The following is a 24,290-nucleotide window of genomic DNA, read 5'->3' as shown; positions in this document are numbered from 1 at the left end:
GAGTGGTTATTTGAATCCAAGAGTTGGAGTAGGAGCATTTATTATTGATGAAAACGAGAAATTACTATTAATATTACGTAATACAAATCCTGAGAGAATGCACTGGAGTATTCCAGGAGGAAAAGTAGAGTGGATGGAAACTGTAGAAGATACAGTTGTTAGAGAAATCAAAGAAGAAACAAACTTAGATATAAAATTAGAATCTTTATTATGCGTAACAGATCATATTATAAAAGAACAAGAAGTGCATTGGGTTTGTCCAACATATATTGCAACGGTAAATGATGGCGTAGTTAAAAGAATGGAACCAGATAAGATACTTGAAATCGGATGGTTTTCTTTAAATGATCTGCCAAAACCATTAACACTTACAACAATTAAGGCTTTAGAAGCGTATAGAAAAGAAAATGTAAGGAAGTGCTAATAGTGAAAGCTATCATAATGGATTTAGATGGCACATTAGTTAACAGTGAATGGTTAGCAAAAGAGGCGTATAATTTTGGTTTTAAAGAGGTATTAGGGAGACCACTAACTGTAGAGGAGAAAGAAGAACTAGTTGGAAAGCCGATAGCTCTATTTTTAAGCCGATTCCCTGATAAATCGGATTTAATTAAATCTCATATTCTTCACTATTATCAAGAAAATATTTATAAAGTGAAGCTATATGATGGGATAGAAAATATGCTTGAGAGTTTGTTAATGAAGGATTATAAATTAGGAATAGTTACATCACAGTTGAAACATTTTGCGAATAGTGAATTGGAAAATAATAAAATTCACTCATACTTTCAGAGTGTTTTAACGGTAGAAGATTGTGTAGAAAGTAAACCGCATCCTTTACCACTTATTCAAGCAGCTAAGGAATTAAATATAGACCCTAAACAATGCATGTATATTGGCGATCAAATTACTGATATACAAGCTGCTCATGCTTCTCAAATGAAGAGTGGAGCAGCATTATGGGGAGAAGGTATGTTTGAAAAACTAGTTATACAGGAGCCAAATTTCGTATTTAATACACCAAGTGAACTATTAGAACTATTAAATCAAAAATTAGAAAATAAATGGTAGTTTATTTTGAGATAGAATTGTAATCAAATAAGATTGAAGAAAAATTTTAGTTTCCATTTTGTCTTTTCAAAATTTATAAAGTGTGAAACTAAATAGAGGATAAGATACAGTGAATTGTCTTATCCTTTTTTATTTATAAGCAATGGTATGTGCATATAGATTTTCATTGAGTAAGATAGCTTGAAATTTACTAATTAAATTGTTACTGAGGGGGAGAAGGTGTGAATAAAATATCTAAAGTTTATAGTGCGATAGAAGATATAAAACATAACTTTCTTGAGGTGAAACCAGATTTAACATTTAAAGAGGTAATAGAAGAGGCAAATCGATGTCTATATTGTTACGATGCTCCATGTATAAAAGCTTGTCCTACAAGCATAGATATTCCTTCTTTCATTAAAAAGATTACTACAGATAACTTAAAAGGGTCTGCTCGCGTAATTTTTGAGGCTAATCCAGTTGGAGCAACTTGTGCAAGAGTGTGTCCAACTGAAGAACTATGTGAAGGGGCATGTGTATTAAATGAAGCATCTCAACCAATAAAGATAGGAGATTTACAGCGCCATGTTACAAATTGGACAATGAAAAATGAAGTCCAGTTGTTTAAGGAAGGAGAAAAAAAAGGGAAAACCATTGCTATTGTTGGGAGTGGCCCAGCAGGCTTATCAGCTGCGCGAGAATTAGCAAGGTTAGGCTATACTGTTACAATTTTTGAAGCAAAAGAAAAAGCTGGGGGATTGGATACTTATGGAATAGTATCTTTTCGATTGCCGCAAGAAGTATCACTGTGGGAAGTTGATCAAGTTAAGAAATTAGGTGTTAAAATTCTTACTAACACAAAAGTGGGTAAGGATATTATAGTATCAGAACTAATGAATAGTTTTGACGTAATTGTTTTAGCGATTGGTATGTCTTCTGTACCAAATCTTAATATAGAAGGGGAAAATTTGAAGGGAGTATATGATGCAATCCAATTTGTTGAAGATACAAAAAGTAAAGAGCCCACTAGTCGGTTCTTAGGTTCGCGTATTGCAGTTATTGGTGCAGGAAATACAGCAATTGATGCAGCAACTTGTTCAGTTCGGTTGGGAGCTGAAAATGTAAAAATGATTTATCGTCGTACCCAGGAAGAAATGCCTGCATATCAATTTGAATATGAGTTTGCTAAACAAGATGGAGTAGAATTTAAGTGGTTAACACAACCAAAACGAATTATTGGTGATGAAAATGGACATGTAAAGCAATTGGAATGTATACGTATGGAATTGGGAGCAGAAGACTCTTCTGGGCGTCGTAGGTCAATTCCTATTGAGGGTTCGGAATTTATTATTGAAGTGGATGCAGTAATTAAGGCGATTGGGCAGACGCGTTATATTAAATTAATTGAAGAATTTGGTCTCCTTCATAATAAAGGTATTGTTAAAATCAATCCAAAAACAAACCAAACATCTAATCCAAAAATTTTTGCTGCAGGGGATGTTGTTTTTGGTGATGGTCAAGGTGAAGCAATGGTGGTTAGTGCGGCAGAGCAAGGTAAACAAACAGCATATGCTATTCATAAATATGTGTTTGGTTACAAATTAGATGGAATGATGAAGGAGGTTTTATAATGGCGGATTTGTCTATTAACCTAGCAGGGATAAAATCTCCTAATCCGTTCTGGCTAGCATCGGCACCACCAACAAATTCAGGATACCAAGTACAAAGGGCTTTTGCGGCAGGATGGGGAGGAGCTGTTTGGAAAACGTTAGGTGCACCAGTTGTAAATGTCTCTTCTCGTTTTTCTGCTACAAATTTTCAAGGGAAAAAAGTTGCTGGATTTAATAATATTGAATTAATTTCAGATCGTCCCCTTGAAGAAAACTTGAGAGAAATTTATGACACAAAGAAGAAGTTTCCGAATCATACAATTATAGCTTCACTTATGGTAGAACCGAAGCAACATCAATGGCACGAGATTGTTAAAAGGGTACAAGATGTAGGAGTTGATGGATTTGAACTGAATTTTGGTTGTCCTCATGGAATGGCTGAGCGTGGAATGGGATCTGCATCCGGGCAAGTACCTGATCTTGTAGAAAAGCAGACATATTGGGTAAAAGAAGTAGCAGAAGTACCAGTGATTGTAAAGTTAACACCTAATATTACAGATATTACAGAAACCGCATATGCAGCCGTAAAGGGGGGAGCAGATGCAGTTAGTATGATTAATACAATTAACAGTCTAATGGGAGTTAATATTGATACATGGAATCCCATTCCACATGTAGATGGAAAAGGAGCACATGGTGGATATTGTGGCCCAGCTGTGAAGCCAATTGCATTAAATATGGTTGCAGAGTGTGCACGTCATCCCGAAATCAATGTACCAATTTCAGGTATGGGGGGGATTTCTAATTGGCGTGACACGGTAGAGTTTATATTAATGGGATCAACAAGCGTACAAGTTTGTACAGCTGCTATGCATCATGGTTTTAGTATTATAGAAGATATGTTAGACGGTTTAAATAATTATTTAGATGAAAAGGGAATTTCTTCTGTGATGGATATAGTAGGGAAATCTGTACCAAGATACTCTAATTGGGGGGATCTTAATCTAAGTTATCATGTGGTAGCAAGAATCAATGATGATGTTTGTATAAAATGTAATAAATGTTATATTTCTTGTGAAGATACATCACATCAGTGTATTGAGATACTTACTAACGATAATGGAAGTAAATTTCTTAAGGTTCGTGAAGAGGATTGTGTAGGGTGTAATTTATGTTCTATTGTTTGTCCTGTTGATGGAGCAATTGATATGATTGAAACTACAAGTAAAGCACCAGTGACTTGGAATGAGCTTCAAGCTTCAATAAAATAGCTAATAAAAATTAAACATCCAAAGAAGAATACACAAGGTTATCATAAATAAATGCTGCCCTGATTCAATTTTTGAATCAGGGCAGCATTTATTTATGATATAGACCAATAGCTTCAGTAATATTAGTGAGTCCATCTTTTTCTAGTAAAGTTAAGATTTCTTGATTAATATGCTTTGCAACAGAGGGACCACGATAAATCATACTAGTATAGATTTGAATAAGTGAAGCGCCAGACTTAATTTTTTCATATGCATCTTCTCCAGTAAATACTCCACCGGATCCTATAATGGGTAAATTTCCTTGAGTCTGTCGATAGATTTTAGAAATAATTTCTGTAGAACGATGATTTAATGGTTTACCGCTTAAACCACCATTTTGTTTTTGAAATTTTGAATTTAGATTAGTGCGACTTATAGTTGTGTTCGCTGCGATAACTGCATCAATTTTTACCTCTTGAATTATTGAAATAACTCCTTCTAGTTGTTCTGGAGTTAAATCAGGAGCAATTTTTAAAATAATAGGACGATATTGATTATGTTTTTTACACAGCTCATTACGTTTATCTAATATAGAAGTTAATAATGGTTTTAAAGTATCGACATATTGTAAGTCTCTTAATCCTTCAGTGTTTGGAGAACTAATATTAATGACAAAATAGTCACCATAGGAATATAGTGTTTCCAATCCCTTTTGATAGTCTAAAGTGGCATCTGAGTTTGGAGTATCTTTATTTTTCCCTAAATTTATCCCTAGAGGAATATTGGGACGTGGTAAAGTCATAAAGTTTTGCTTTGCTCTATTCAAGCCCTCACTATTAAAACCCATACGGTTAATAAGTGCCGTATCCTCAGGTAAACGATATAAGCGTGGTTTAGGATTTCCAGATTGAGGTTTAGGTGTGATAGAACCTACTTCAACTGATCCAAAACCAAGTGATGCAAGACCTGGGTATACATCAGCAAATTTGTCAAACCCTGCCGCCAAACCAATAGGATTAGGAAATTTAATATCTAGTAATTTACATTCCAATCTAGAATCATTTAATCTCATATTTTTATTGTACATATTTCTAGCAAATGAAAATGATTGCATCATTTTTAAAGCATGAATAGTTCTCGTATGAGCTTTTTCTGGGTCCATCTTAAATAATAAATTGCGGATATTTGCATACATCGTTAGAATCTTCCCTTCAAATAAAATAAAAAGAACGATAAAAACTCTTTATCTAAAATGAACAATGTAAAGTGTATTCTAGATGATTGATAATTAAAATTTTTGGATAAGTACAACGCCTATAATAACTAAAATAGCACCAAGAATACGGGGTAAGGACAATAGATGTATAGGCACATTAATTAGACCAAAATGATCTATTAATACAGATGCAACAATCTGCCCGGCAAGCACTAACGCAACGGTGGTTCCTGCTCCAATTCTTGGAATAAGAATAATGGTAGCCAGTACATAAAAAGCTCCCAAAACGCCACCAGTCCATACCCACCATGGTGCAGAAGCAATCCCTTTATTAAAACTAAAACCAGCTTTAAATAATGAAATGGTAAATAAAGTAATCGCCCCAACTATAAAGGAAATAGTCGCAGCTACAAGGGGGGATCCTACAAAAGTACGTAATTGAGCATTAATACTAAATTGAATAGGTAAAGCAAGTCCAGCCAGGAAGGCAAATATTAAGAATAAAATCCACATAATAAAATATCTCCTTACTTATATGAAATTGTTAAATATAGAATAAGTATGTAATATTATTTTTTAAAATTAATAGTATTTTATGAATAATCCGAGGGTGCCTCACCCATTATATTCCATAGATAGGTGTTATTCAAATGTTTTTTAGGCTGATTTTTCAGATGTAAAATTTATTTTTTAATATTTTTATGCAGAATAATTTAGAAAATAATAAAATTTATTTGTTATGATTATTAGTGTTAGCGATAATAATAGAGAAATATATTTTTAGAAATGAGGGGTTAAAATTATGAACTCAATATGTGTATTTTGCGGATCAAATTATGGGGAAAGTGAAGAGTATAAACATGCAGCAGAAAAGTTAGGTAAATATTTAGGTGAAAAAAATATCACATTAATTTATGGTGGAGGAAAAGTGGGATTAATGGGGAGTGTAGCAAATTCTGCCCTACAAGTTGGCGGGAATGTGGTAGGGATTATCCCAGAATTTTTACGAGATAAAGAAATTGCGCATCAAGGTATTACGGATTTAATAGTTGTAGACTCTATGCATTCACGTAAACAAAAGATGAATGATATGGCTGATGGATTTATTGTATTGCCTGGTGGATATGGAACTTATGAGGAAATGTTTGAAGTTTTATCTTGGGGACAAATTGGTATACATAAAAAGCCGGTAGGCCTACTTAACGTTGATGGGTTTTTTGATCCTTTAATTGATATGTTACAACATACAGTTGAAAAAGGATTTGCAAGACCTGAAAATCTTAGTTTAATTCTTTCTTCAACAAATGTAGAAGATCTTTTAAAGAAAATGAAAAATTATAATCATATTATAGTGAATAAATGGGTTAAATGAAGAGGATTAATATAATTTTTAATAAGGAAAGAGGGGGACTTACAATAGTTCCCTCTTTTTTTGTTTGAAAAATAAAATTTGATATAACAAACGTTTATATCAATTAATAATAAAAAAATTCTAACAAAATTTTATCAAGTTTTTTTCTGATGATATTAGTTTACAAATATAAAAACTAAGTATATTACCAAGTAGATTTTATTACACTGTAATCTGTACTTTTAATTGAGAGAAGCTTTAAATTTATGATAATACTAGTAGTTTTAGAGGAAGAATGAAAAATGAAATGTATGAAATCTGAGGAGTGATGTCAGACAATTACTTTTTTGTAAAAAAATAATAAATTTTCTGATATATTATTGAATCTGCATTTTTTGTTTGATATATTATTAATCATTGGAAGTTTGGGAATTATTAGACTATTGATATCTGTTTAACCTCATGAATTAATGGATTGAAATAGAATGCATTGAATATGCGTAACGAATTTATTGCTTTTACTAGCAAGATATTTAAGAAACTAGGGAGGGAAATCTGTGTTATCTGCATTAAAGGTAGTGCCAATCGAACAAATATTTTTACATGAAGAATATGAGGTAGAGAGGTTAAAATCAATTTGTAAAAAAATTAAAGATGAACAAAAGCTAAAGAATCCACCTATTGCCTTACAAATAAATAATGGCAAGTATTTAATACTTGATGGTGCACATAGAACATCTTCTCTGCAAGCTCTAAATTGTAAGAGAATGGTTGTTCAAGTAGTGGAATCAGAATTGATATCTATTGATTCATGGGCACACTATATTCCAAATGACAGAAACTTTATTGCAGATTTAAAAGAAAATCCTAATTTATATTGGAGCGATGTTCCTATTCAAAAACAAGATTTTTTAGCGATTATTACAATTGATGGGAATAATTATTATATTTATTCTAAGTTTATGAATCAATTAGATTTGACCTTAATGGTAGATTTGTGGAAACAAATTGTAAATGTATATAGAGATAAATATCATTTTCAACGTATTTCCAATAATGAGTTAAAAGAAGATGGTATTGTTATTCGTTATCCTTCTTTAAGTTTAAAACAAATCGCTCAAGTAGTAGAAGAAGGTATCTTACTTCCTGCTGGTGTTACAAAATTCACAATAAATTGTGGACGTTTTTTAAACTTAAATGTACCTTTAAGTTTTATTATCCGTGAAGATTATGTAGAAGAAGATTGGAAAGAGATGTTAAGTCTCTGGAAAGAATCTATTAGATTGTATACAGATCCAATATATTTATGTGAGATTTAAAAAAGAATTATTTTTCTGAAAAACTAAATATTCATAATTTTGGAGGTATTTTAAATGTTGTATAGAGAAAGAACTAATGATAATCGAAAAGTATATTTAAATGGCGAATTAATTAAGGACGTATCAAAACACTCAGCATTTGAAGGAGCGATTCATTGTGTAGAACAGTATTACAGTTTGCAGAATGAGAAACCAGAAGAGCATAGTTTTATAGATGAAGAGGGACAACAATGCTCAATTAGTTTACTAGTTCCGAAAAATATAGAGGATTTAGAAAGAAAAAGAAAGGCTTATAAAGAAATAGCTGATATATCTTATGGAATGCTTGGTAGAACACCTGATTTTATTAATGCGGCAGTAGCTACAATATCTGCCCATGCTGGTTTTTTCGGAAGCGGGGAATATGCAAATTACACTGAAAATGCAAAGCAATATTATAAGCATGTAAAGAAAAATAATTTATTTATAGCACATGGATCAATTAATCCACAGATTGATCGTTCAAAAGCTTTAGGTGCACAAGAGCATGATTTTGCAGGAGTACATGTGGTGCGTTATGATGCATCCGGAATTGTGGTTAAGGGTGCAAAAATGATTGTTACTTTAGCACCAATTGCAGATGAACTACTAATCTTTAATATGCCGGGGCTTAAAGCTGGTGATGAGAATTATGCAGTAGCATTTACTATACCTGTAAATTCTCCAGGATTAAAAGTAATTTGCAGGAAACCATTAGTGAAAGAGGGATATGATAAGTTTGATCATCCATTGACAAATCAATTTGATGAAATAGATGCTTACTTATTATTAGATGAAGTGTTTGTTCCTTGGGATAGAGTTCTTATATTTAGGGATGTAGAAAAATCTAATCAATTTTATGATAAGACTTTTGCAAGGCACCATACAGGACATCAAGGAATTGTAAGGGGACTTGCAAAGGCCGAACTATTGACTGGTATTGCAATTAAACTAGCTGAAATGCTAAAACTTAATCAATTTATAAATGTGCAAGAAAAATTAGGAGAGTTAACATCTTATGTAGAGTTATTAAAAGCAAGTATCGTATTAAGTGAGCAGGACGCATATATGAGTCCTGAAGGAGTAATTACACCAAGTATTAATGCAATTCAAGCTATTAGATATAATTTCCCAAAAATGTATGAAAAAATGGTGAAATGTATTCAATCTCTAGCTGCTGGTTCTATGCTTGCGACACCTCATCATGAAGATTTCTTTAATGAAAATGGAGATTACTTAATGATGGCTCTTTCAACTGGTGAATTTGATGCAAAAGAAAGAACGATGCTACTTAATTTAGCATGGGATGCTTCGGGAGACGCTTTTGGTCAGCGTCAATTAGTATATGAGTACTACCATGCTGGTGATCCAATGCGTATAGCAGCTGGACATTATCTTTCATATGAAAAAGGTCAAATGTATAGCATGGTGGAAAGGATTTTGAAGAGTGAAACGAATAAAGTGTGCATGTCTCGTTAAAAAAGAAAACAGTAAATTGTTATTGGTAAGGGTACGAGATAATCAGCATTGGTATTTACCAGGTGGGAAGATTGAACAAGGCGAGATAGCTAGTGAAGCTTTAAAAAGAGAGATACGTGAGGAATTAAATATAAAACTAATACCGAAGAGTATTCAATATTTATATACAGTTACTGGACCAGCATATAATGAAGAAGCGTTAGTTGATCTGGTTTGTTTTTCTGCAGATTGGGAAGGGGAAATTCAACCTAAGGCAGAGATTAGTGAAGTGGATTGGATTGAATGTAAGGAAGCGAATTTATTAGCTCCAGCAGTGTTGGAATTAATAAAAAGCTGGGATTAATTATTAATATTGGGGTGAACAACTACATTGATTTATAATATAGAACGTTTAGTTAATAAGATGAAACAAAATAATTTAGATGTCATTATTGCTGCTACGAAAGAAAATATTCGTTATTTTACTGGGTTTCAGCCAGTCGTAAAGACATTAAATCCATACTTTGGACAATGTTATGCAATTGTTACAATTGATAGTCCTGAAGTTGTGCATCTTGTACATTCTATTGGAGAAATTGATCAAGTATTAGATGCACGAGTGCAAGTAGGAAAAGTATATACTTATGGAGTTTTTTTTAGGGAATATTCAAATAACGTTCCTCTGACTGAAGAAGAAGAGCAACTAAAACTATTATCTAATGTTGATGCGAGCTATTCTAATGGAATTGAAGCATTGATTGCTCTTTTAAAAGATATAGATGTTGAACATTGCAACATAGGTATAGATGAAGACGGAATGCAACCAAATCATATTAATACGATTAGTAATTATTTTAAGAAAAGTAGTATAAATCCTGTTTCAAATATTTTAAGACATGTTAGATCTATAAAAACAAATCATGAAATTCAGGCACTGACTTATTCGGCAAATTGTATTGAAAATGCAATTGAAGATGTAACAAATAATTTATTTGAAGGCATAAGTGAATATGAAATAGCAGACATTTTTAATTGTTCTATCGCCAAAAAAGGAGCATTGCCTGTTTTACCGATGATTAAGGTAGGAAGACATGCTGTGGGAGGTCAGCGGAGACAAAGTAAAGACATTAAATTAATGCCAGGTGACCTAATTTGGTTCGACTGCGATATTGTATGTGATGGATACTGGGCTGATATTGCTCGAGTCTTATCATATAAGTATATGAAACCGGAATATGATAAATTTAATGCTCTTTATCAAGGCCAATGTATAGCTATGCAAGAGATTCAGCCTGGCATGAAGGGGGCAGATGTTTTTGACTTAACGATGAATGCAGTTTATAAATCTGGTTTCACGGAATATAGAAGACATCATGTGGGACATGGGATAGGATTGGAGCCTTATGAGTTGCCTATACTTGCTCCAAATAATGAGGATGTAATTGAAGAAGGAATGGTCTTATCTGTAGAAACACCATATTATGAGTTTGGTTTAGGAGCCTTACATGTAGAGGATCCAGTTTTGATTTCTTCTAGTGGTAATAAAGTGTTAACTCGCACAAAAGGGCATATCAAAATCGTGGAGTGATAAATGTATGATATATGATAATATTACAGAATGCATTGGAAATACACCCGTAGTAGATTTCAAAAGTGATTTAGTACCTTATGGTAAAAAATTATATTTAAAACTGGATTATTTTAATCCGAATTTCAGCGTAAAAGATAGAACAGCCCTTGGATTAGTAAAAGCTACTATAAAAAGTGGGAAAATTCAAAAAGGTGATATGTTAATAGAATCAACTTCAGGAAATTTGGGTAAATCTCTAGCAATGTTAGGCGCTGTGTATGGATTTCAGGTAATTATTGTTGTGGACCCAAAGATTAGTTCTAACTTATTAAAATGGTATAACGCATATGGTGCTCGAGTTGAGATGGTAAAAAATCCAGATGAAAATGGTGGGTTCCAAAAAGCGAGAATTCAACGTGTGAAAGAACTCATATCACAATATCCTAATGCATATTGGACAAATCAATATGATAATCCCGATAACCCTAATTTTCATGCTGAAACTACTGGTAAAGAAATTGTCGATTTACCTATTGATTCTGTTGTAGGGGCAGTAAGCACAGGTGGACATTTGTGCGGAATTGGAAAATTTATCAAACGATTTAACCCTGAGATAAATGTAATTGCTTGTGATGTTAAAGGTTCTGCTGTATTCCAAAATCAATTTAATCCGTACTTAATTAATGGGGTCGGGCTGAGCTGGAGAGGTCAAAATACGAATTTAGAAGTGATAGATCAAGTTTGTATAGCAAGTGATCAAGAAGCAATTTCAACTTGTCGCATATTAGCTAAAGAGTATGGCATTATGATAGGTGGTGTTGACAGTAATCAAAAAATAATATAAAATAGTATAAAATCATATAAAAGCGAGTCTAAAATAGACGCGTTTTTATTTTTGGAAGTGATATGATGGAAAAATTTCTTACTCAAAAACAAGCGATGGATTTTTTAAATGTTTCTCGCATGACAATTCTTAGTTATGAAGAAAAAGGTTTATTATCTCCTGTTAGAACCGCTGGTTCGCATAGAAGGTATTTACAATCAGAATTAGAAAAATTAATGGGCATTGACACACAAACTTCTTCAAAGAAAAATACCCAAAGAGCTTTTATTTATGCGAGAGTTTCTACAAAAAAACAAGCGGATGCAGGTAATTTAGAACGACAAGTGCAACGTTTGCAGAACTATTGTAATGAACAACGGTTCGAAATCGTTCAAACCTATACAGAAGTAGCTTCTGGAATAAATGAAAATAGACAACAATTACATCGTATGTTAAAACAAATCGAAAAAAAAGAAGTTCAATATGTAATTGTTGAATACAAAGACCGTCTTGCTAGGTTTGGTTATTCTTATCTTGAAAGTTTTTGCACCTCTCATGGCGTTACAATTATTGCAATAGAAACAAAAATGGAAAAAAGTTTAAATGAAGAAATGGTAGAAGACATGATTTCAATTATTACTTCCTTTTCTGCTAGATTGTACGGTCAAAGAGGGTCAAGAAAAATTAAAAACGAATTAAAGAAAATGGATATAAAACAAAATTAGAAAGAGGTGAATCTCTCATGGCGAAAAAGAAAAATAGTTTACAGTTAACGTATGTTGGTGTGTTTGTACAACCAAATGTGATATTTACACGCATTTTGGATGAATTAATGCGTAAATTTTTATCATCAAAGCGTTATTCTCGTGAACGGATTTTCGAAGGTGGAACCCGTAAACAAGTTGTCGAACAAACGAAACAATTGTTTATTCCGAATTCTCGTTATATGAGAGATTCGTTTTTAGAAGCAGAAGCTTCTATTTCTTCACAAGAAGAACTTTTGCCTATGTATGTCTTACAAAATAATAAAAAAATTGAACAATCACAACAAAAATTAGAGAAATTGCATTCTCGTAAACCGAAAAATGTCAAACAAGCCTATAAAATTGAACAAAGTGTGTTTTACACACAATATAAAATCAAAAAACTAACAAAACAACGAGATTATTACCAACATCATATTGATAATGGGACTGTTCCTAAAATGGTAGATGGTACAAAAAAACGAATGGAGCTTTTGAAAAAAGGAAAAATAACAAAAGAAGAATGGCGTGAATCACGAAGTGATTCCCTTTATTCTCGTGGCGAAAAATCAAAAGGCGGAAACGAAAACATGAAGTTAACGTACTTAGAAGGCAATCTCTTCGAGATTGCGATTTTAAATCCTTTAAGCGCAAAACGAAATGATCGACTACGTTTTACTGTTCGTTTTCCTGAAAAGTTTGTACATACAATTGCTTCCTATTTAGAAACAGGCGAATCCTATTCGATTCGTTTAAAACGAAGAAATGGTACATATCAAGTCCACCTTGCATTAGAGGGAGAAATCACTGCACAACCTAATTTTTCGAAGGGTGTAGGGGGAATGGATATTAATCCCGATAATTTATCTGTGACGATTGTTCATGCGAATGGAAATTTTCGTACTTCGAAAGTGTTTTGGATACATGACGTCAATACCGTTTCAGCGAATAAACGAGACTTTATTATTCAAGAAACGTTGTACGAAGTTATGCGATGGATACAATCGTTTGATATAGATACATTAGTAATCGAAAACTTGAAATTTTTACAAACGAATGGGGGCAAATCGTTCAATCGAATGGCGAGTAATTTTTCATACAGTAGTATGATCAAGTCATTAGTGTCTATTTCTTTTAAAGAAAACATCGCGTTAGTAGAAGTTGGTGCGTATTATTCCAGTTTCATTGGTCGAGTGAAGTACCAACAACAATATGGTTTATCCATTCATCAATCGGCTGCGTTTGTATTAGCCCGTAGAGGAATGGGATTCGAGGAAAAAGTTCCGAAGGAACTTCTGTCAGTCCTTTTTACAAAGGAAGTAAAAAAGGGACAGAAAGTATCGGACTTATTCAAACACTGGAAAAAAGCAAAACAATGGTTCGAAGATACAAAAAAAGATTTAATGGAACTCGGAGTGTATGATAATAGCATGTATTTTAAAGAAATACTTCACTATCAAACAATAACCGTTCCATTTTAATAGAAACCTTTAAGTTTATATCTCTGCATGGACATTTCTCATATGAGAAATGTGAAAATTCCGAAGGAAGGATTGCTGTGTGGGAATATAAATAGCTCTGGTAACCCCAGCCCTGTGATGTGCTTCTTGGAAGACCGAAAGACACAGGTGATGTGCTAGACCCTAGTCCAGCGAAGGGTCGGATCAATGATTCTTTACCTCAAGAAACCTACGATTGACAAATATAAGGTGGTTTTATACGATTTTATATTGTTTTTTATGGTTTAGAGGGAGCTGGAGAATTATCTGCATTTTTGGTTGCTCTTGATAGAGAAGAAATAGCATTAGATTCTCAACTTTCAGCCTTAGAAGAGGCATCAAAAAAATATGGTGTAGAAATATATGCAGTAGCTAAAATCTCTGATGTAATGAATTATATGGAAAAAGAGTACGGGAAAACTTATATCCATCTATCTGCAATCCAAGAATATTTAAAATTATATGGATCAGAAAGCTTAGGAGTTTATTGAAATATAATATCTATTAAAAGGTGAGTAAACAGAGAATAAATTTTTTGGCCACTGATAAATGTAAAATATGAAATCCCAGTCTATAAGTTGATAGGAAAGCCAAAAAATACTGAAGGAAAGTATGTAGAGGGAACAACAGAAGTAATTTATGAATATGAAAAAGTAGAAGAGCTGAATGTCCCAATGGATCCGAAAGGTTCAAATAATCCAAAGGAATCATTAAAAGGTGAATTTTTGAAAAAAAGCTTATGTTACAAAACACAGGCGAGAAAGAGGAATCATTATTCTGGGCGATTTTATGTATCATGTCAGGATTATTATTGATTTCTAATAGAGCTAAAAAGAATTTCTCACATCTGCAAGTTGGAAATGGTACTTTAGAACTGCTTCTATAATACGACAAAATAGTTTATTCAGTAAGAACAAAGGATATGAATTCAATAGTAAGTTGAATTCATATCCTTTTTATTTTATAGTGATTTGTTATATTTAAAGGAATACGAACAAACAGAAATTATAACTGTACAAAGTTGTCTGTTATAGAAAGAATTGAAGAAACGTTTCTAAAAGCTTTAAAATGTATTTTATAAAGCAGCAAGATGTTAATTTAGGAATTTTTTGTCTTGCTGAAGAGGATAACATGGTAGAAATGGCTATGATATAATAAAATTCAAGTATACTAAGGGGGATTAATGAGATGATTTTTCAAGGTATGATAACAGCTATTATAGAAAAATTACAAGAGACAGTGAATCCCTATTGGATAATTGTGTTTGGATCAACGGCTGAGAACAGGGAACGAGAAGATAGTGATATTGATATAGCTTATTTAAGTGACACAACTTTAGGGAACTATGAACGTTTTTTATTAGCACAGGAGTTGGCTAACATTGTTCATAGAGATGTTGATTTAGTTGATTTATCCGAAGCTTCTACAGTTTTTCAAGCTCAGATTATACATACAGGAAAGACAATATTTTGTTCGGATGAAAAACGTAAGGTCATTTTTGAAATGAAAACCTTAAAAATGTATTCAAAATTGAACGAAGAAAGACAGATAGTATTTGATGATATAAAGAAAAGAGGTTCTATATATGAAGAATGAGGTTATTTTAAATAAAATTTCTACAATAGAGCGTTGTATAAAAAGAATCCAAGATGTATATGGAAATAACCCTGAAAATTTAGAGGACTTTACAAAACAAGATTCAATAATATTGAACATACAAAGAGCTTGTGAAGCGAGTATTGATTTAGCAATGCATATTGTTGCAGGGAAAAAATTAGGACTACCCCAATCTAGCCGAGAGGCTTTTGATTTATTGGTTACAGCAGGATTACTTAGCGCTGATCTAGCAAATAAGTTAAAAGCAATGGTTGGATTTCGTAATATTGCTGTTCATGATTATCAAAGTGTAAATTTAGATATTGTTCGTCAAATTATTGAAAAACATTTAACTGATTTTAAACTATTTACGAAAGAAGTAATGGGGATATTGGAATTTTAGGCAAAAGAACAGATTAATAGGACTGAGAAAAAAAGTAATTCTATGATTCCCAAACCAGCTATTGAAACAATTACTTAATTTCGTAAGAAGGAACGTGGTCATAAGATGTATTTGTTTATGTTGTAGCGAGGTTTTGCATGAGATGTGTGTAGTTAATAGTACGAACAATATCCACATACAATTTTATCAACAAATAAGTAAATATTTTCAAAACTAATTTTTATACATATAATGTATATTAAAAACAAAAAAGTTTCCTTATGGAAACTTTTTTGTTTTCGGTAAATTTATAGTGGTAAATTAATATGCAGTTTTTGAAAAAAATGATGAATCATGTCAAATCATCTTCATTTACACGAACATGAACGTGGTATAAAAATGAAGCATATCTAAAATAATTAAAGGGGCTGAAAAAATGATTAAAAAACTTATTATTGGTTCTATTGCTTTAGGCACAACAATAGGAGTGAGCAGACCTACATTTGCTGCTACAATACATTCTCCATCACAGTTTAAAGAAATTCAAAATGTTCATGTGCAATCCCTACACTCCCCATGGCAGTATTTAGGGCAAACTTCAAGGGAACTTCAAATTAAAAGTAAGGATCCAAAAGTACTAGCTTTTGAACTAGCAAAAGAAGCGCCATTTTACGAAGAAGAATTAGTAGACATATGTTCGGTAATTTTAGATGCAAATGTAGACGTTATATATTGGACAAGTAAGGAATGGGTTAGATTTGAAGAAGGAAATTATGAATTTAAACATGAAATTAAAATTTTTAGAGATAAAGAACGTCAGCAATTAATTACTGCACTAGAATCTTAGAACTTCTACAAAAAAGAAGCTATTTTTAGTATGCTATTCTCTCCTCATAGTAGATAGGAAAAAGAAAACACATTAACCTATTTATTATAGAGGGGATTTTTCTATGGGTTAAATTAGAATTACTTGCTATACAAAATGCATCGTTGGTATCTGTCTCGCATTTTATTTCAAAGAGTATGTATACGTATTTGCTAACGAGGTGTACTCCTGCGTTTTCTTTTTTTATGTCCCAAGTATATAACCGTTTAAAGAATAAAAAATTTAATTACATTACAAAAAGCTTACGATTTTGTAATCTTACAGGGTCCTTTTAACGGAAACATATATTAAATGTCGTTCTTGGAACTTTGTTAATGTATGTAAAATCCAGTTTTTTAACTTAAAAATTTCTTAGCGTACGAAATTCACGTTTTGTTTGGTGTTACCCCATCGCTATCAAGCTAAGCCCATACAGCGTCAAGTTGAGTAGCGTTTGTTTCTTTTTTCTAAAATCTAGGTGTAGAGAATTTAAACTTGATAGCGATGTGACGCTACCCCATACCCATCAACTTAAGAATTCAGAATTACCCCAAAATGAAAAAAAGAACTTTTTGTTACAAATTAATAAAAAGTTCTTTCTCAAGGTACTAAAAAATTTCAATATAACAATTTTTTTCAACAAAAAAACCAAAACAGCTTAACCCCATTGTAATTATAGGTCAGAAAACAACTGGCAGATTAACAAGAGAACGAATTTTACTATGATTATAATTTAATTGATCCGGTTTGATTGCTAGGCAAAGGTTAGGAAGCCGCTGTAGCAAAGTGCCTAATGCAATTTGTCCTTCTAGTCGCGCTAATGGAGCTCCCAAACAGTGATGTATACCAGCTCCAAAGGCTAAATGATTATTCTCTTCCCGTGAAATATTCAATTCTTCTGGATAGGAAAATTTCTGTGGATCAATATTTGCAGCAGTTAGAGAGAGTAGAACTAAATCACCTTTGCGAATCCTCTTTCCATGTATTGTCATATCTTCACTAGCAAGACGGCTAATAAACATAACCGGGCCGGAATAGCGTAATAGTTCATCAACAGCGGAAGGAATCAGGGAAGGATTTTCCCTTAGTAAATTCATTTGTTCAGGATGTTGAAGTAATGAGAGTACACCATTACTGATTAGATTAACTGTCGTTTCATGTCCAGCGATAATGAGCAGCCAAATTGTCGAGAGAAGCTCGTTATTACTCAACCTGTCTTCTTGCTCTTTTGTTTGAACGAGCTCGCTTATCAAATCAGCAGCAGGATTTAGACGCTTTTCGTTAAGCAATACCTCGATGTATTGAATAAACTTTTCAAGTGTTGTTGTAACTGCATTTCCTTGACTAGGATTCACAGAGACGTTCATGAGTATTTGTGTCCATTCACGGAACTGGTTTCGATCAGTGGCGGGAATCCCGAGCATCTCTGAAATAACAATAATGGGTAGTGGGTAAGCAAAATCTGAAATAATGTCCATCTTTCCGTGTTCCTGTACAGCAACCAACAATTCGTCGGCAATTTGCTGAATACGGGGACGAAGATCTTCTATCATACGTGGTGTAAAGGCTTTAGAGACTAGACGGCGTAGGCGAGTATGATCAGGTGGATCTACCGTAAGCATATTCGGCATATTCATCAACCAGTCAAACATTTTACTCGCAGCTGTATTTCCCGAATTTGGGTGTTGCTTATCATGGGGTGATGTGAATTTCCGTAAATCTTTGATAAAACGAGAATCTTTCAGAATAGTAATCACGTCATCATAGTGTAATGCGACCCATGTCCCTCCCATGCCATAAAAGTCATCAATTTGAAAAAAACGCTCTTGTTGCTTGATGAGATTTTCATAAAACATAATGGGATTACGCATGGTTTCCGGCGAATTCAAATCCTTAAAAGTAAGTTTTTTCACTAATATCCTCCTTATCATTATAACTATTGAATGATCTGAAATTACATGTCTCTTTACCATACTATTCTATAATCCTTCATAATACAAAATGACACATCCGATTCCTAAACACAAGAAACACTAATACGTTTTCCTGTATATTTCTTCCGGAATATACAAATATAGATTCTATAACAACCTAAGTGGGTCACCATACATGTTAAGAAAACAGATTTACCCAAAAAGAAAAAATGAGCTTTTTTATTACAAGTTAGCACAAAATTTCATTTTTAGGGTAGTTGTCTTCTCTTAGTTTGGTGGCAATGGGGTAGCATCACATCGGCATCAAGCTAAAAAATTGTATCCATAAAACTAAAAAAACGCTATTCTTTTTGTAGAAATATACAGAAAGGATGGCGTTTCTTTATGAATCTTTCGATTTTTGACGAATTTCAACTGATTGCTGAAGAATTATAACGACATATGTCTCTTCATGTTCTAGAACACCTAGCCAAAGAAAAAGGATTCGTTCAGCGAAAGGGTGCTTATCTGGAGCAAGGGTAAGCGGTCGTTTTCAATTTTAGAGTCATATTTTGGAATGATTTTCTCTATTCGGAATGGATATTTAAGTAACGGTTGAATGAGATTTTGATGAAATGTATAAAAGTAACGAGGCAGAATAATTTAACAAAAAGCACTAAATAGTAGTGATGTTATGGTAGTGAAAAGGGGGAATTTAAATGCGTAATGAAAATGAGATGATGTCTCTTTTTGAAAATATTGCTATGAATGATGATAGGATCAGATTATCAGTTCTTGAGGGTTCCAGGACTAACAAAAACATTCCTAAAGATGATTTTCAAGATTATGATATTTCCTTTTTTGTATCGGATATAGAGTCCTATAAGAAAGATGATTATTGGCTCGAAATATTTGGTGACCTAATTTTTATGCAAAAACCAGAAGATATGGAGTTATTTCCAGCAGAGCTAGGAAATTGGTTCAGCTATATTATGTATTTTAATGATGGCATAAAGATTGATTTAACTTTAATTCCTCTAAATGAAATAGATCAGTATTTATCTGACGCAGATGGTTTAGTGGAAATTTTGATTGACAAAGATAAACACATTAATGAAAAAATTGTTCCAAATGACAAGAAATATTGGATTAAAAAACCATCTGAGCGAGAGTTTGATGATTGCTGTAATGAGTTTTGGTGTGTATCAGCTTATATAGCAAAAGGCTTTTATAGGAAAGAGCTTTTTTATGCGCTAGACCATTTTAATCAAATTCTTCGTCCTGAACTCTTACGAATGATGTCATGGGAAGTTGGTATAAGAGAAGGATTTAATTTTAGTGTTGGCAAGAACCATAAATTTATTGGTAATTATCTTCCTGAAGAAGAGTTAGAAAAACTAATAAAAACTTTTAGTCAATCTGGTTATAAAGAATCCTGGGGATCCTTTAAGTTATGTTGTGATATGTTTAGAGCCTATTCTAAAAAAGTTGCATCTTTATTAGATTTTAATTACCCTGATTATGATGAAAAAATGACGGATTTCATTCAACATAATTACACTAAACTAAGTCAAGAGTAAAACTTTGTGAACCACACTTGTTATTAAGCAAACGGGCGCAATTGTTGAATAACACTTTATTTTACCCCCGTCCAAAAAAGGACGGGGGTATGTGTGTTGGAAGTATTTAACTTAAACAACTTATTATGACCTTCACAATTTCTTATTGTAAAGTGAAAATAAAAGATAAAAAAATATTAAACCTATAAAACCCAGTGATATCAGAATGTATGAGATCATTGGGTTTTATTTGGATATTTAATAGTTTTTTTTATTATTACATGTTTAAAGGTGTAGGAATTATTTGATGCGTCTATAAAAGTGTACCTTTACAGATATACATAAACCTTTAGGGAAATACATCTGTAAAAGTTGATTTTAAATTTTACGGATGTCTGTATATCCCATAAACATTTACAGATGTTTTTGTTATAATTATTTATGAGGTGTATGAAATGAAACACAAAACATTTGGATATGTACGAGTTTCCAGTAAAGATCAAAATGAGGAACGACAAATTCGAAATATGAAAGATTTAGGAATAGAAGATCGAGATATTTTTATCGATAAACAATCTAGTAGAAATATGCAACGCGAAAATTATCAAATGTTAAAACGTCTTGCTCGTACAGGTGATACCATTGTATTCGATTCTTTAACTAGACTAGGAAGAAGCATGAATGATGTCCTCGAGGAATTCAGATACTATGAAAAGCATGAGATTAATTTACAATTTATAAAAGAACCATTCATTAATGTAAATTACACAGGTAAGAGTACAAATGATGTTATTCAAAGTGCTATTCAGAAAGCAACGCTTACCATTTTATCTGCTTTTGCAGAAAAAGAACGGCATGATATTAAACAGCGACAAGCGGAGGGTATTGCTCTAGCTAAAAGGCAAGGTAAACGGTTAGGACGTCCTCCAGTAGAAATTACAGCCGAATTTATTGAAGCCTATAAAGAATGGAAGTCTGGTGGTATTACAGCAGTAGGAGTCATGAAGAAATATGGTATCAAACGTTCTTCGTTTTATAAACTTGCTAAGCAGTATGAAGAAACAAAACATAAAAATCTACTGAATGATTAATGATAATTTAGGAGGTTATTATATGAAACATACAGCAAAAGTAAAAATTGGTGATTGCGTTCAATTTTCTTATCGTAAGAATCCTTCCTTGCAATTAACTGGATATGTGGTAAGAGTTTTAACGAATACCATTGTTGTAGAGGTTTCAGATATGATGGAAGAGGAGTTAATTGATGCTAGACAGGTAGTAAAGCATGGGCGTTATCATAAGATAGCCCGTAAACAAGTAAAAAGTAAAGTTTCATGAAAAACGCTCTTAAAGAAATCTAGAAGCAACTTTTCAAATGTCATATACTGTCTTGAATACATTTATGTATTGGCATTTTTGTTCGTATTTTTTATACTAAACGTGAGTTTTCCTTACTGGGGAAGGCTATATACATCCCAACTACAAAAGGGAATGCCATATAGTTCTTTTCACAAAACCATTACGATTAATTTATTAAACTTTGTAATGTTTCCAGAATATGAAGCATTTCATACAACAAGAATCTTATGGAATCAGCAACAACAAAAGAAGTTAAGTGATGATATTGAAGTTCATATTGTGGAGATTCCAAAACTCATGCAACAGTGGCGGAATGAACAAGTTAATCCCTGGGAAGATTCTTTTGTTCGTTGGTTGTTATTACTTCCAGCGAATGAGGATGAACAATTAACTCAAACATTGGAGGATATTGCGATGAACCAAGACCCTATTTTACAAAAAGCGATGAATAAATGGGAACGTATGAGTCAAGATTCTTCTTTCCGACAAGCGTATGAAGCAAGGGAGAAAGCGTTGATGGATGAAGCCGCAAAGTTTGCTTATGCAGAACAAAAAGGGATTGAAAAAGGGAAAATGCAACTTATTCGTGGTATGCATAAAAACGGAATGCCAATAGAAGATATTGCAAAGTTTACAAATTTACGTATAGAAGAAATACGAAATATTTTACAAGCCTAAATAATTAAAAGTAACAACTACAAATACTTGTAGGTATTATTTTTTAGTGACCGCCACCAGGAAGTATAGTTAATGTTTGAAAAGATTTGAACTACTCCTACTTTCACTTCGTTTTACAAAAAAGAAGGGCCAAGGTTGAAAATAGATAAATCATAATAAAAAACTACAGGTCTGTAATTGATTAAGAACCTGTAGTTTTTTTATGTTTATCCTATTTTATTTTCCATTTTTTTGCGTTTCAATAATAAATTTTGAAACTAATTCTGATAATGCTTCTACTTTTTCTTTTATGTTGTTAGATTGATTTGATACTTCCTCAATTGATGCCGCTTGTGATTGGATTGACTGTACAGTTTGAGTGGTTTCTTTAGCTATTTGTGTTGCAGTTTCAGAAACACTTGATATAGAAGCATTAACTTCTTCTGTACCAGCAGACATTTCTTCTGTTGCTGCAGATACCTCTTGAATTTGGCTAGTGATTTTATTAATAGCCACCATAATAGATGAGAATGCTTGATCTGCTTGATAAGCAGCTTCTTTTCCTTCTGTAGCCTTTTGTTGACCTTTTTGCATGACATTCACCGTATCTTTTGTATCTGTTTGAATCAATTGTATTAAATGATTAATTTCATTTGCGGACTCTTTCGACTTCTCTGCTAAATTCCTTACTTCGGCTGCAACTACTGCAAACCCTTTTCCATTTTCTCCAGCACGCGCAGCTTCAATAGCAGCGTTTAATGCGAGAAGATTGGTTTGTTCGGCAATGTTAGTGATAGGTTCTTCCAGTTAATTTTTCATTAGAGAAGATTTGAATAATTGTACCTACTTTTATTGTATTTCCCACAAATTTCTCCTCCGCACTTAAATATGATACTTACTATTTTGTTGATTATTATAATCATTTGATTTTTTGTCCTAATAGCACCTCTATAAGGGTATTTATTCTTTTATCTTGCACACTATAATAAGTTTCGTATCCCTTTCTATTGCTAGCTAGTATTTTTTGTGATTTCATTACGGCTAGATGTTGAGATGTGGTAGACTGTGGCCTTTCTAAAAAGTCTGCTATTTGATTTACATTGCATGGACCTCTTTTAGTAAGTTCTATTATTATTTTGATTCTTATTGAATGTGATATTGCCTTTAAAAGGTTAGCGTTTTCTTTGTAAATAGACATTTAAATTTTTCTCCCTAACGTGTATTTCTATTGCTGTTTAAATAAAAAATATAAAACTATATATAATGATTAATAACTTTATAAAAATATATTATAGAATGTTAACATTTTTATAAGTGAAATTGTGCTTGCCCTTTATCAAGTAGAGGATGAAAAAGCGTTGGTATTGTAAAGTAAGAGCGAATTTTAATAATTACTTCAAGGTATTTACTGATTCCTTTTCTATAAATAAAGAGAGGTCTTAAACCTTAAAGAACTTTTAATTTAACACCTATAAAATATGGTTATAAAACAAAATCCAACTATAAGGATAATGGATATTGTAATAAATTGATTGTAGTATCTTTGCAATTATTGTATTTATTTGAGGGGAATAGTCTTTTTTGTTTTCTTATGTAAATTACGTGAATCACCAACGGTTTATTTGGTAAACATGGGATGAAATATAGCTGTTTGATTGCAATTTCATCCTGGAATTGAAGTTTCTTAATGGATTAGACGATTGCTTTCAAAGATGAAAAGCCCATGTCAATGAAGGGATTGAAGAAATATATTTCTTATCATCTTGAGGAGAATGTTGCAGAAACATTTTATAAATTTGCTCTCATTGAATTTTAAACATACAGGTAGAAAAACAAATAAAAGGGTTACTTTATAAAGGTGCTCAACAAAAATAAACGTTTATAAAATTATTTATATCACCTTTATAAATTTGATATTTCAATGTTTCATGAATATGGACCCATCGTTTGTAAAGGTATACCTTTACAAACAACGGATTACTATCTTGTTGTTAGAATAAATTTATTGTTTTAACTATTTTTTAAAAATAAGGTTAGTGTAAACTCAAAAAA

The 24,290-nt window shown here is 32.4% G+C and carries 23 protein-coding genes and 2 pseudogenes; 20 read left to right on the top strand and 5 right to left on the bottom strand.

What is annotated here, in order from left to right:
- Positions 1-10: 10 nt before the first annotated feature.
- From QCI73_RS29265 to preA, 4 genes are all read left to right on the top strand, one after another.
- Positions 11-424: an NUDIX hydrolase gene (locus QCI73_RS29265; RefSeq protein WP_001069631.1), complete on the top strand. Its 414-nt coding sequence runs from the start codon at positions 11-13 to the stop codon at positions 422-424.
- Positions 425-426: 2 nt separating this feature from the next.
- Positions 427-1,071, top strand: coding sequence for an HAD family hydrolase (locus tag QCI73_RS29260; RefSeq protein ID WP_000644049.1), 645 nt, complete (start codon positions 427-429; stop codon positions 1,069-1,071).
- 221 nt (positions 1,072-1,292) lie between these two features.
- Positions 1,293-2,681, top strand: a complete 1,389-nt coding sequence (locus QCI73_RS29255; RefSeq protein ID WP_061531285.1) for an NAD(P)-dependent oxidoreductase — start codon at positions 1,293-1,295, stop codon at positions 2,679-2,681.
- A complete protein-coding gene (preA, locus tag QCI73_RS29250; RefSeq protein WP_353824151.1) occupies positions 2,681-3,931 on the top strand; it encodes an NAD-dependent dihydropyrimidine dehydrogenase subunit PreA in 1,251 nt (416 codons plus the stop codon). Before QCI73_RS29255 ends, preA begins: the two co-directional genes overlap by 1 nt.
- A gap of 88 nt (positions 3,932-4,019) precedes the next feature.
- Here the strand turns inward: preA and QCI73_RS29245 are convergent, their stop codons facing one another.
- Positions 4,020-5,105 carry a quinone-dependent dihydroorotate dehydrogenase gene (locus QCI73_RS29245; RefSeq protein WP_062821618.1) on the bottom strand — a complete coding sequence of 362 codons (1,086 nt, stop codon included), beginning with the start codon at positions 5,103-5,105 and terminating at the stop codon, positions 4,020-4,022.
- 93 nt (positions 5,106-5,198) lie between these two features.
- The gene (locus tag QCI73_RS29240) at positions 5,199-5,639 is read right to left on the bottom strand and encodes a DMT family transporter (protein WP_000264901.1); all 441 of its coding nucleotides are present in this window, start codon (positions 5,637-5,639) and stop codon (positions 5,199-5,201) included.
- Positions 5,640-5,928: 289 nt separating this feature from the next.
- Here QCI73_RS29240 and QCI73_RS29235 point away from each other — a divergent pair, with 289 nt between their 5' ends.
- From QCI73_RS29235 to QCI73_RS29180, 12 genes are all read left to right on the top strand, one after another.
- Complete coding sequence (locus QCI73_RS29235) at positions 5,929-6,498, top strand: LOG family protein (RefSeq protein WP_001084317.1); 570 nt, start codon at positions 5,929-5,931, stop codon at positions 6,496-6,498.
- A gap of 536 nt (positions 6,499-7,034) precedes the next feature.
- Positions 7,035-7,796, top strand: a complete 762-nt coding sequence (locus QCI73_RS29230; protein WP_062821619.1) for a ParB N-terminal domain-containing protein — start codon at positions 7,035-7,037, stop codon at positions 7,794-7,796.
- Between the two features lie 54 nt (positions 7,797-7,850).
- Positions 7,851-9,293 (top strand): 4-hydroxyphenylacetate 3-hydroxylase family protein, encoded by a 1,443-nt coding sequence (locus QCI73_RS29225; protein ID WP_000966858.1) that lies wholly within the window; start codon positions 7,851-7,853, stop codon positions 9,291-9,293.
- Positions 9,262-9,636, top strand: coding sequence for an NUDIX hydrolase (locus QCI73_RS29220; RefSeq protein WP_046199359.1), 375 nt, complete (start codon positions 9,262-9,264; stop codon positions 9,634-9,636). The genes QCI73_RS29225 and QCI73_RS29220 overlap by 32 nt, the downstream gene beginning before the upstream one ends.
- A gap of 27 nt (positions 9,637-9,663) precedes the next feature.
- Positions 9,664-10,860: a M24 family metallopeptidase gene (locus QCI73_RS29215; RefSeq protein WP_000639936.1), complete on the top strand. Its 1,197-nt coding sequence runs from the start codon at positions 9,664-9,666 to the stop codon at positions 10,858-10,860.
- 7 nt (positions 10,861-10,867) lie between these two features.
- A complete protein-coding gene (locus QCI73_RS29210) occupies positions 10,868-11,686 on the top strand; it encodes a PLP-dependent cysteine synthase family protein (protein ID WP_353824150.1) in 819 nt (272 codons plus the stop codon).
- Positions 11,687-11,751: 65 nt separating this feature from the next.
- On the top strand, positions 11,752-12,390 hold the full coding sequence (locus tag QCI73_RS29205; protein ID WP_076856003.1) for an IS607 family transposase: 639 nt from the start codon (positions 11,752-11,754) through the stop codon (positions 12,388-12,390).
- Between the two features lie 17 nt (positions 12,391-12,407).
- The gene (locus QCI73_RS29200; RefSeq protein ID WP_353824149.1) at positions 12,408-13,889 is read left to right on the top strand and encodes a hypothetical protein; all 1,482 of its coding nucleotides are present in this window, start codon (positions 12,408-12,410) and stop codon (positions 13,887-13,889) included.
- Between the two features lie 293 nt (positions 13,890-14,182).
- A complete protein-coding gene (locus QCI73_RS29195; protein ID WP_076856005.1) occupies positions 14,183-14,398 on the top strand; it encodes a hypothetical protein in 216 nt (71 codons plus the stop codon).
- 697 nt (positions 14,399-15,095) lie between these two features.
- Positions 15,096-15,503 (top strand): type VII toxin-antitoxin system MntA family adenylyltransferase antitoxin, encoded by a 408-nt coding sequence (gene mntA / locus QCI73_RS29190; protein ID WP_000577173.1) that lies wholly within the window; start codon positions 15,096-15,098, stop codon positions 15,501-15,503.
- Entirely contained in the window at positions 15,493-15,906 is a 414-nt protein-coding gene (gene hepT, locus QCI73_RS29185) for a type VII toxin-antitoxin system HepT family RNase toxin (protein ID WP_000787549.1), read from the top strand. Before mntA ends, hepT begins: the two co-directional genes overlap by 11 nt.
- A gap of 415 nt (positions 15,907-16,321) precedes the next feature.
- Entirely contained in the window at positions 16,322-16,732 is a 411-nt protein-coding gene (locus tag QCI73_RS29180; protein WP_000592184.1) for a hypothetical protein, read from the top strand.
- A gap of 698 nt (positions 16,733-17,430) precedes the next feature.
- On the opposite strand, the gene QCI73_RS29175 is transcribed toward QCI73_RS29180, so the two are convergent.
- A complete protein-coding gene (locus QCI73_RS29175) occupies positions 17,431-18,663 on the bottom strand; it encodes a cytochrome P450 family protein (protein WP_000736941.1) in 1,233 nt (410 codons plus the stop codon).
- A 719-nt stretch (positions 18,664-19,382) separates the two neighbouring features.
- On the opposite strand from QCI73_RS29175, the gene ant(6) reads away from it, so the two are divergent.
- From ant(6) to QCI73_RS29155, 4 genes and pseudogenes are all read left to right on the top strand, one after another.
- Positions 19,383-20,243, top strand: coding sequence for an aminoglycoside 6-adenylyltransferase (gene ant(6) / locus QCI73_RS29170; RefSeq protein WP_001243406.1), 861 nt, complete (start codon positions 19,383-19,385; stop codon positions 20,241-20,243).
- A gap of 434 nt (positions 20,244-20,677) precedes the next feature.
- Positions 20,678-21,313, top strand: a complete 636-nt coding sequence (locus QCI73_RS29165) for a recombinase family protein (protein ID WP_000681164.1) — start codon at positions 20,678-20,680, stop codon at positions 21,311-21,313.
- A gap of 22 nt (positions 21,314-21,335) precedes the next feature.
- Positions 21,336-21,560 carry a DUF2187 family protein gene (locus QCI73_RS29160; protein ID WP_000683046.1) on the top strand — a complete coding sequence of 75 codons (225 nt, stop codon included), beginning with the start codon at positions 21,336-21,338 and terminating at the stop codon, positions 21,558-21,560.
- 105 nt (positions 21,561-21,665) lie between these two features.
- A pseudogene (locus tag QCI73_RS29155) lies at positions 21,666-22,259 on the top strand (Rpn family recombination-promoting nuclease/putative transposase); the annotation flags it as partial.
- Between the two features lie 216 nt (positions 22,260-22,475).
- On the opposite strand, the pseudogene QCI73_RS29150 reads toward QCI73_RS29155, so the two are convergent.
- Together QCI73_RS29150 and QCI73_RS29145 are read right to left on the bottom strand one after the other, a co-directional pair.
- Positions 22,476-23,033: pseudogene (locus QCI73_RS29150) on the bottom strand (methyl-accepting chemotaxis protein); the annotation flags it as partial.
- Between the two features lie 124 nt (positions 23,034-23,157).
- Positions 23,158-23,436 carry an ArsR/SmtB family transcription factor gene (locus QCI73_RS29145; RefSeq protein ID WP_000029763.1) on the bottom strand — a complete coding sequence of 93 codons (279 nt, stop codon included), beginning with the start codon at positions 23,434-23,436 and terminating at the stop codon, positions 23,158-23,160.
- Positions 23,437-24,290: the final 854 nt, after the last annotated feature.

Origin of the sequence: Bacillus cereus group sp. MG16 (assembly GCF_040459875.1) — a bacterium.
Lineage (GTDB): Bacteria > Bacillota > Bacilli > Bacillales > Bacillaceae_G > Bacillus_A > Bacillus_A paranthracis.
This window is presented reverse-complemented; position numbering and strand designations above follow the sequence as displayed.

Coding starts and splice junctions, on each gene's coding strand:
- QCI73_RS29225 (WP_000966858.1), top strand. CDS start 7,851: ATGTTGTATAGAGAAAGAACTAATGATAATCGAAAAGTATATTTAAAT.
- QCI73_RS29235 (WP_001084317.1), top strand. CDS start 5,929: ATGAACTCAATATGTGTATTTTGCGGATCAAATTATGGGGAAAGTGAA.
- mntA (WP_000577173.1), top strand. CDS start 15,096: ATGATTTTTCAAGGTATGATAACAGCTATTATAGAAAAATTACAAGAG.
- hepT (WP_000787549.1), top strand. CDS start 15,493: ATGAAGAATGAGGTTATTTTAAATAAAATTTCTACAATAGAGCGTTGT.
- QCI73_RS29205 (WP_076856003.1), top strand. CDS start 11,752: ATGGAAAAATTTCTTACTCAAAAACAAGCGATGGATTTTTTAAATGTT.
- QCI73_RS29180 (WP_000592184.1), top strand. CDS start 16,322: ATGATTAAAAAACTTATTATTGGTTCTATTGCTTTAGGCACAACAATA.
- QCI73_RS29200 (WP_353824149.1), top strand. CDS start 12,408: ATGGCGAAAAAGAAAAATAGTTTACAGTTAACGTATGTTGGTGTGTTT.
- QCI73_RS29240 (WP_000264901.1), bottom strand. CDS start 5,639: ATGTGGATTTTATTCTTAATATTTGCCTTCCTGGCTGGACTTGCTTTA.
- preA (WP_353824151.1), top strand. CDS start 2,681: ATGGCGGATTTGTCTATTAACCTAGCAGGGATAAAATCTCCTAATCCG.
- QCI73_RS29145 (WP_000029763.1), bottom strand. CDS start 23,436: ATGTCTATTTACAAAGAAAACGCTAACCTTTTAAAGGCAATATCACAT.
- QCI73_RS29210 (WP_353824150.1), top strand. CDS start 10,868: ATGATATATGATAATATTACAGAATGCATTGGAAATACACCCGTAGTA.
- QCI73_RS29245 (WP_062821618.1), bottom strand. CDS start 5,105: ATGTATGCAAATATCCGCAATTTATTATTTAAGATGGACCCAGAAAAA.
- QCI73_RS29160 (WP_000683046.1), top strand. CDS start 21,336: ATGAAACATACAGCAAAAGTAAAAATTGGTGATTGCGTTCAATTTTCT.
- QCI73_RS29165 (WP_000681164.1), top strand. CDS start 20,678: ATGAAACACAAAACATTTGGATATGTACGAGTTTCCAGTAAAGATCAA.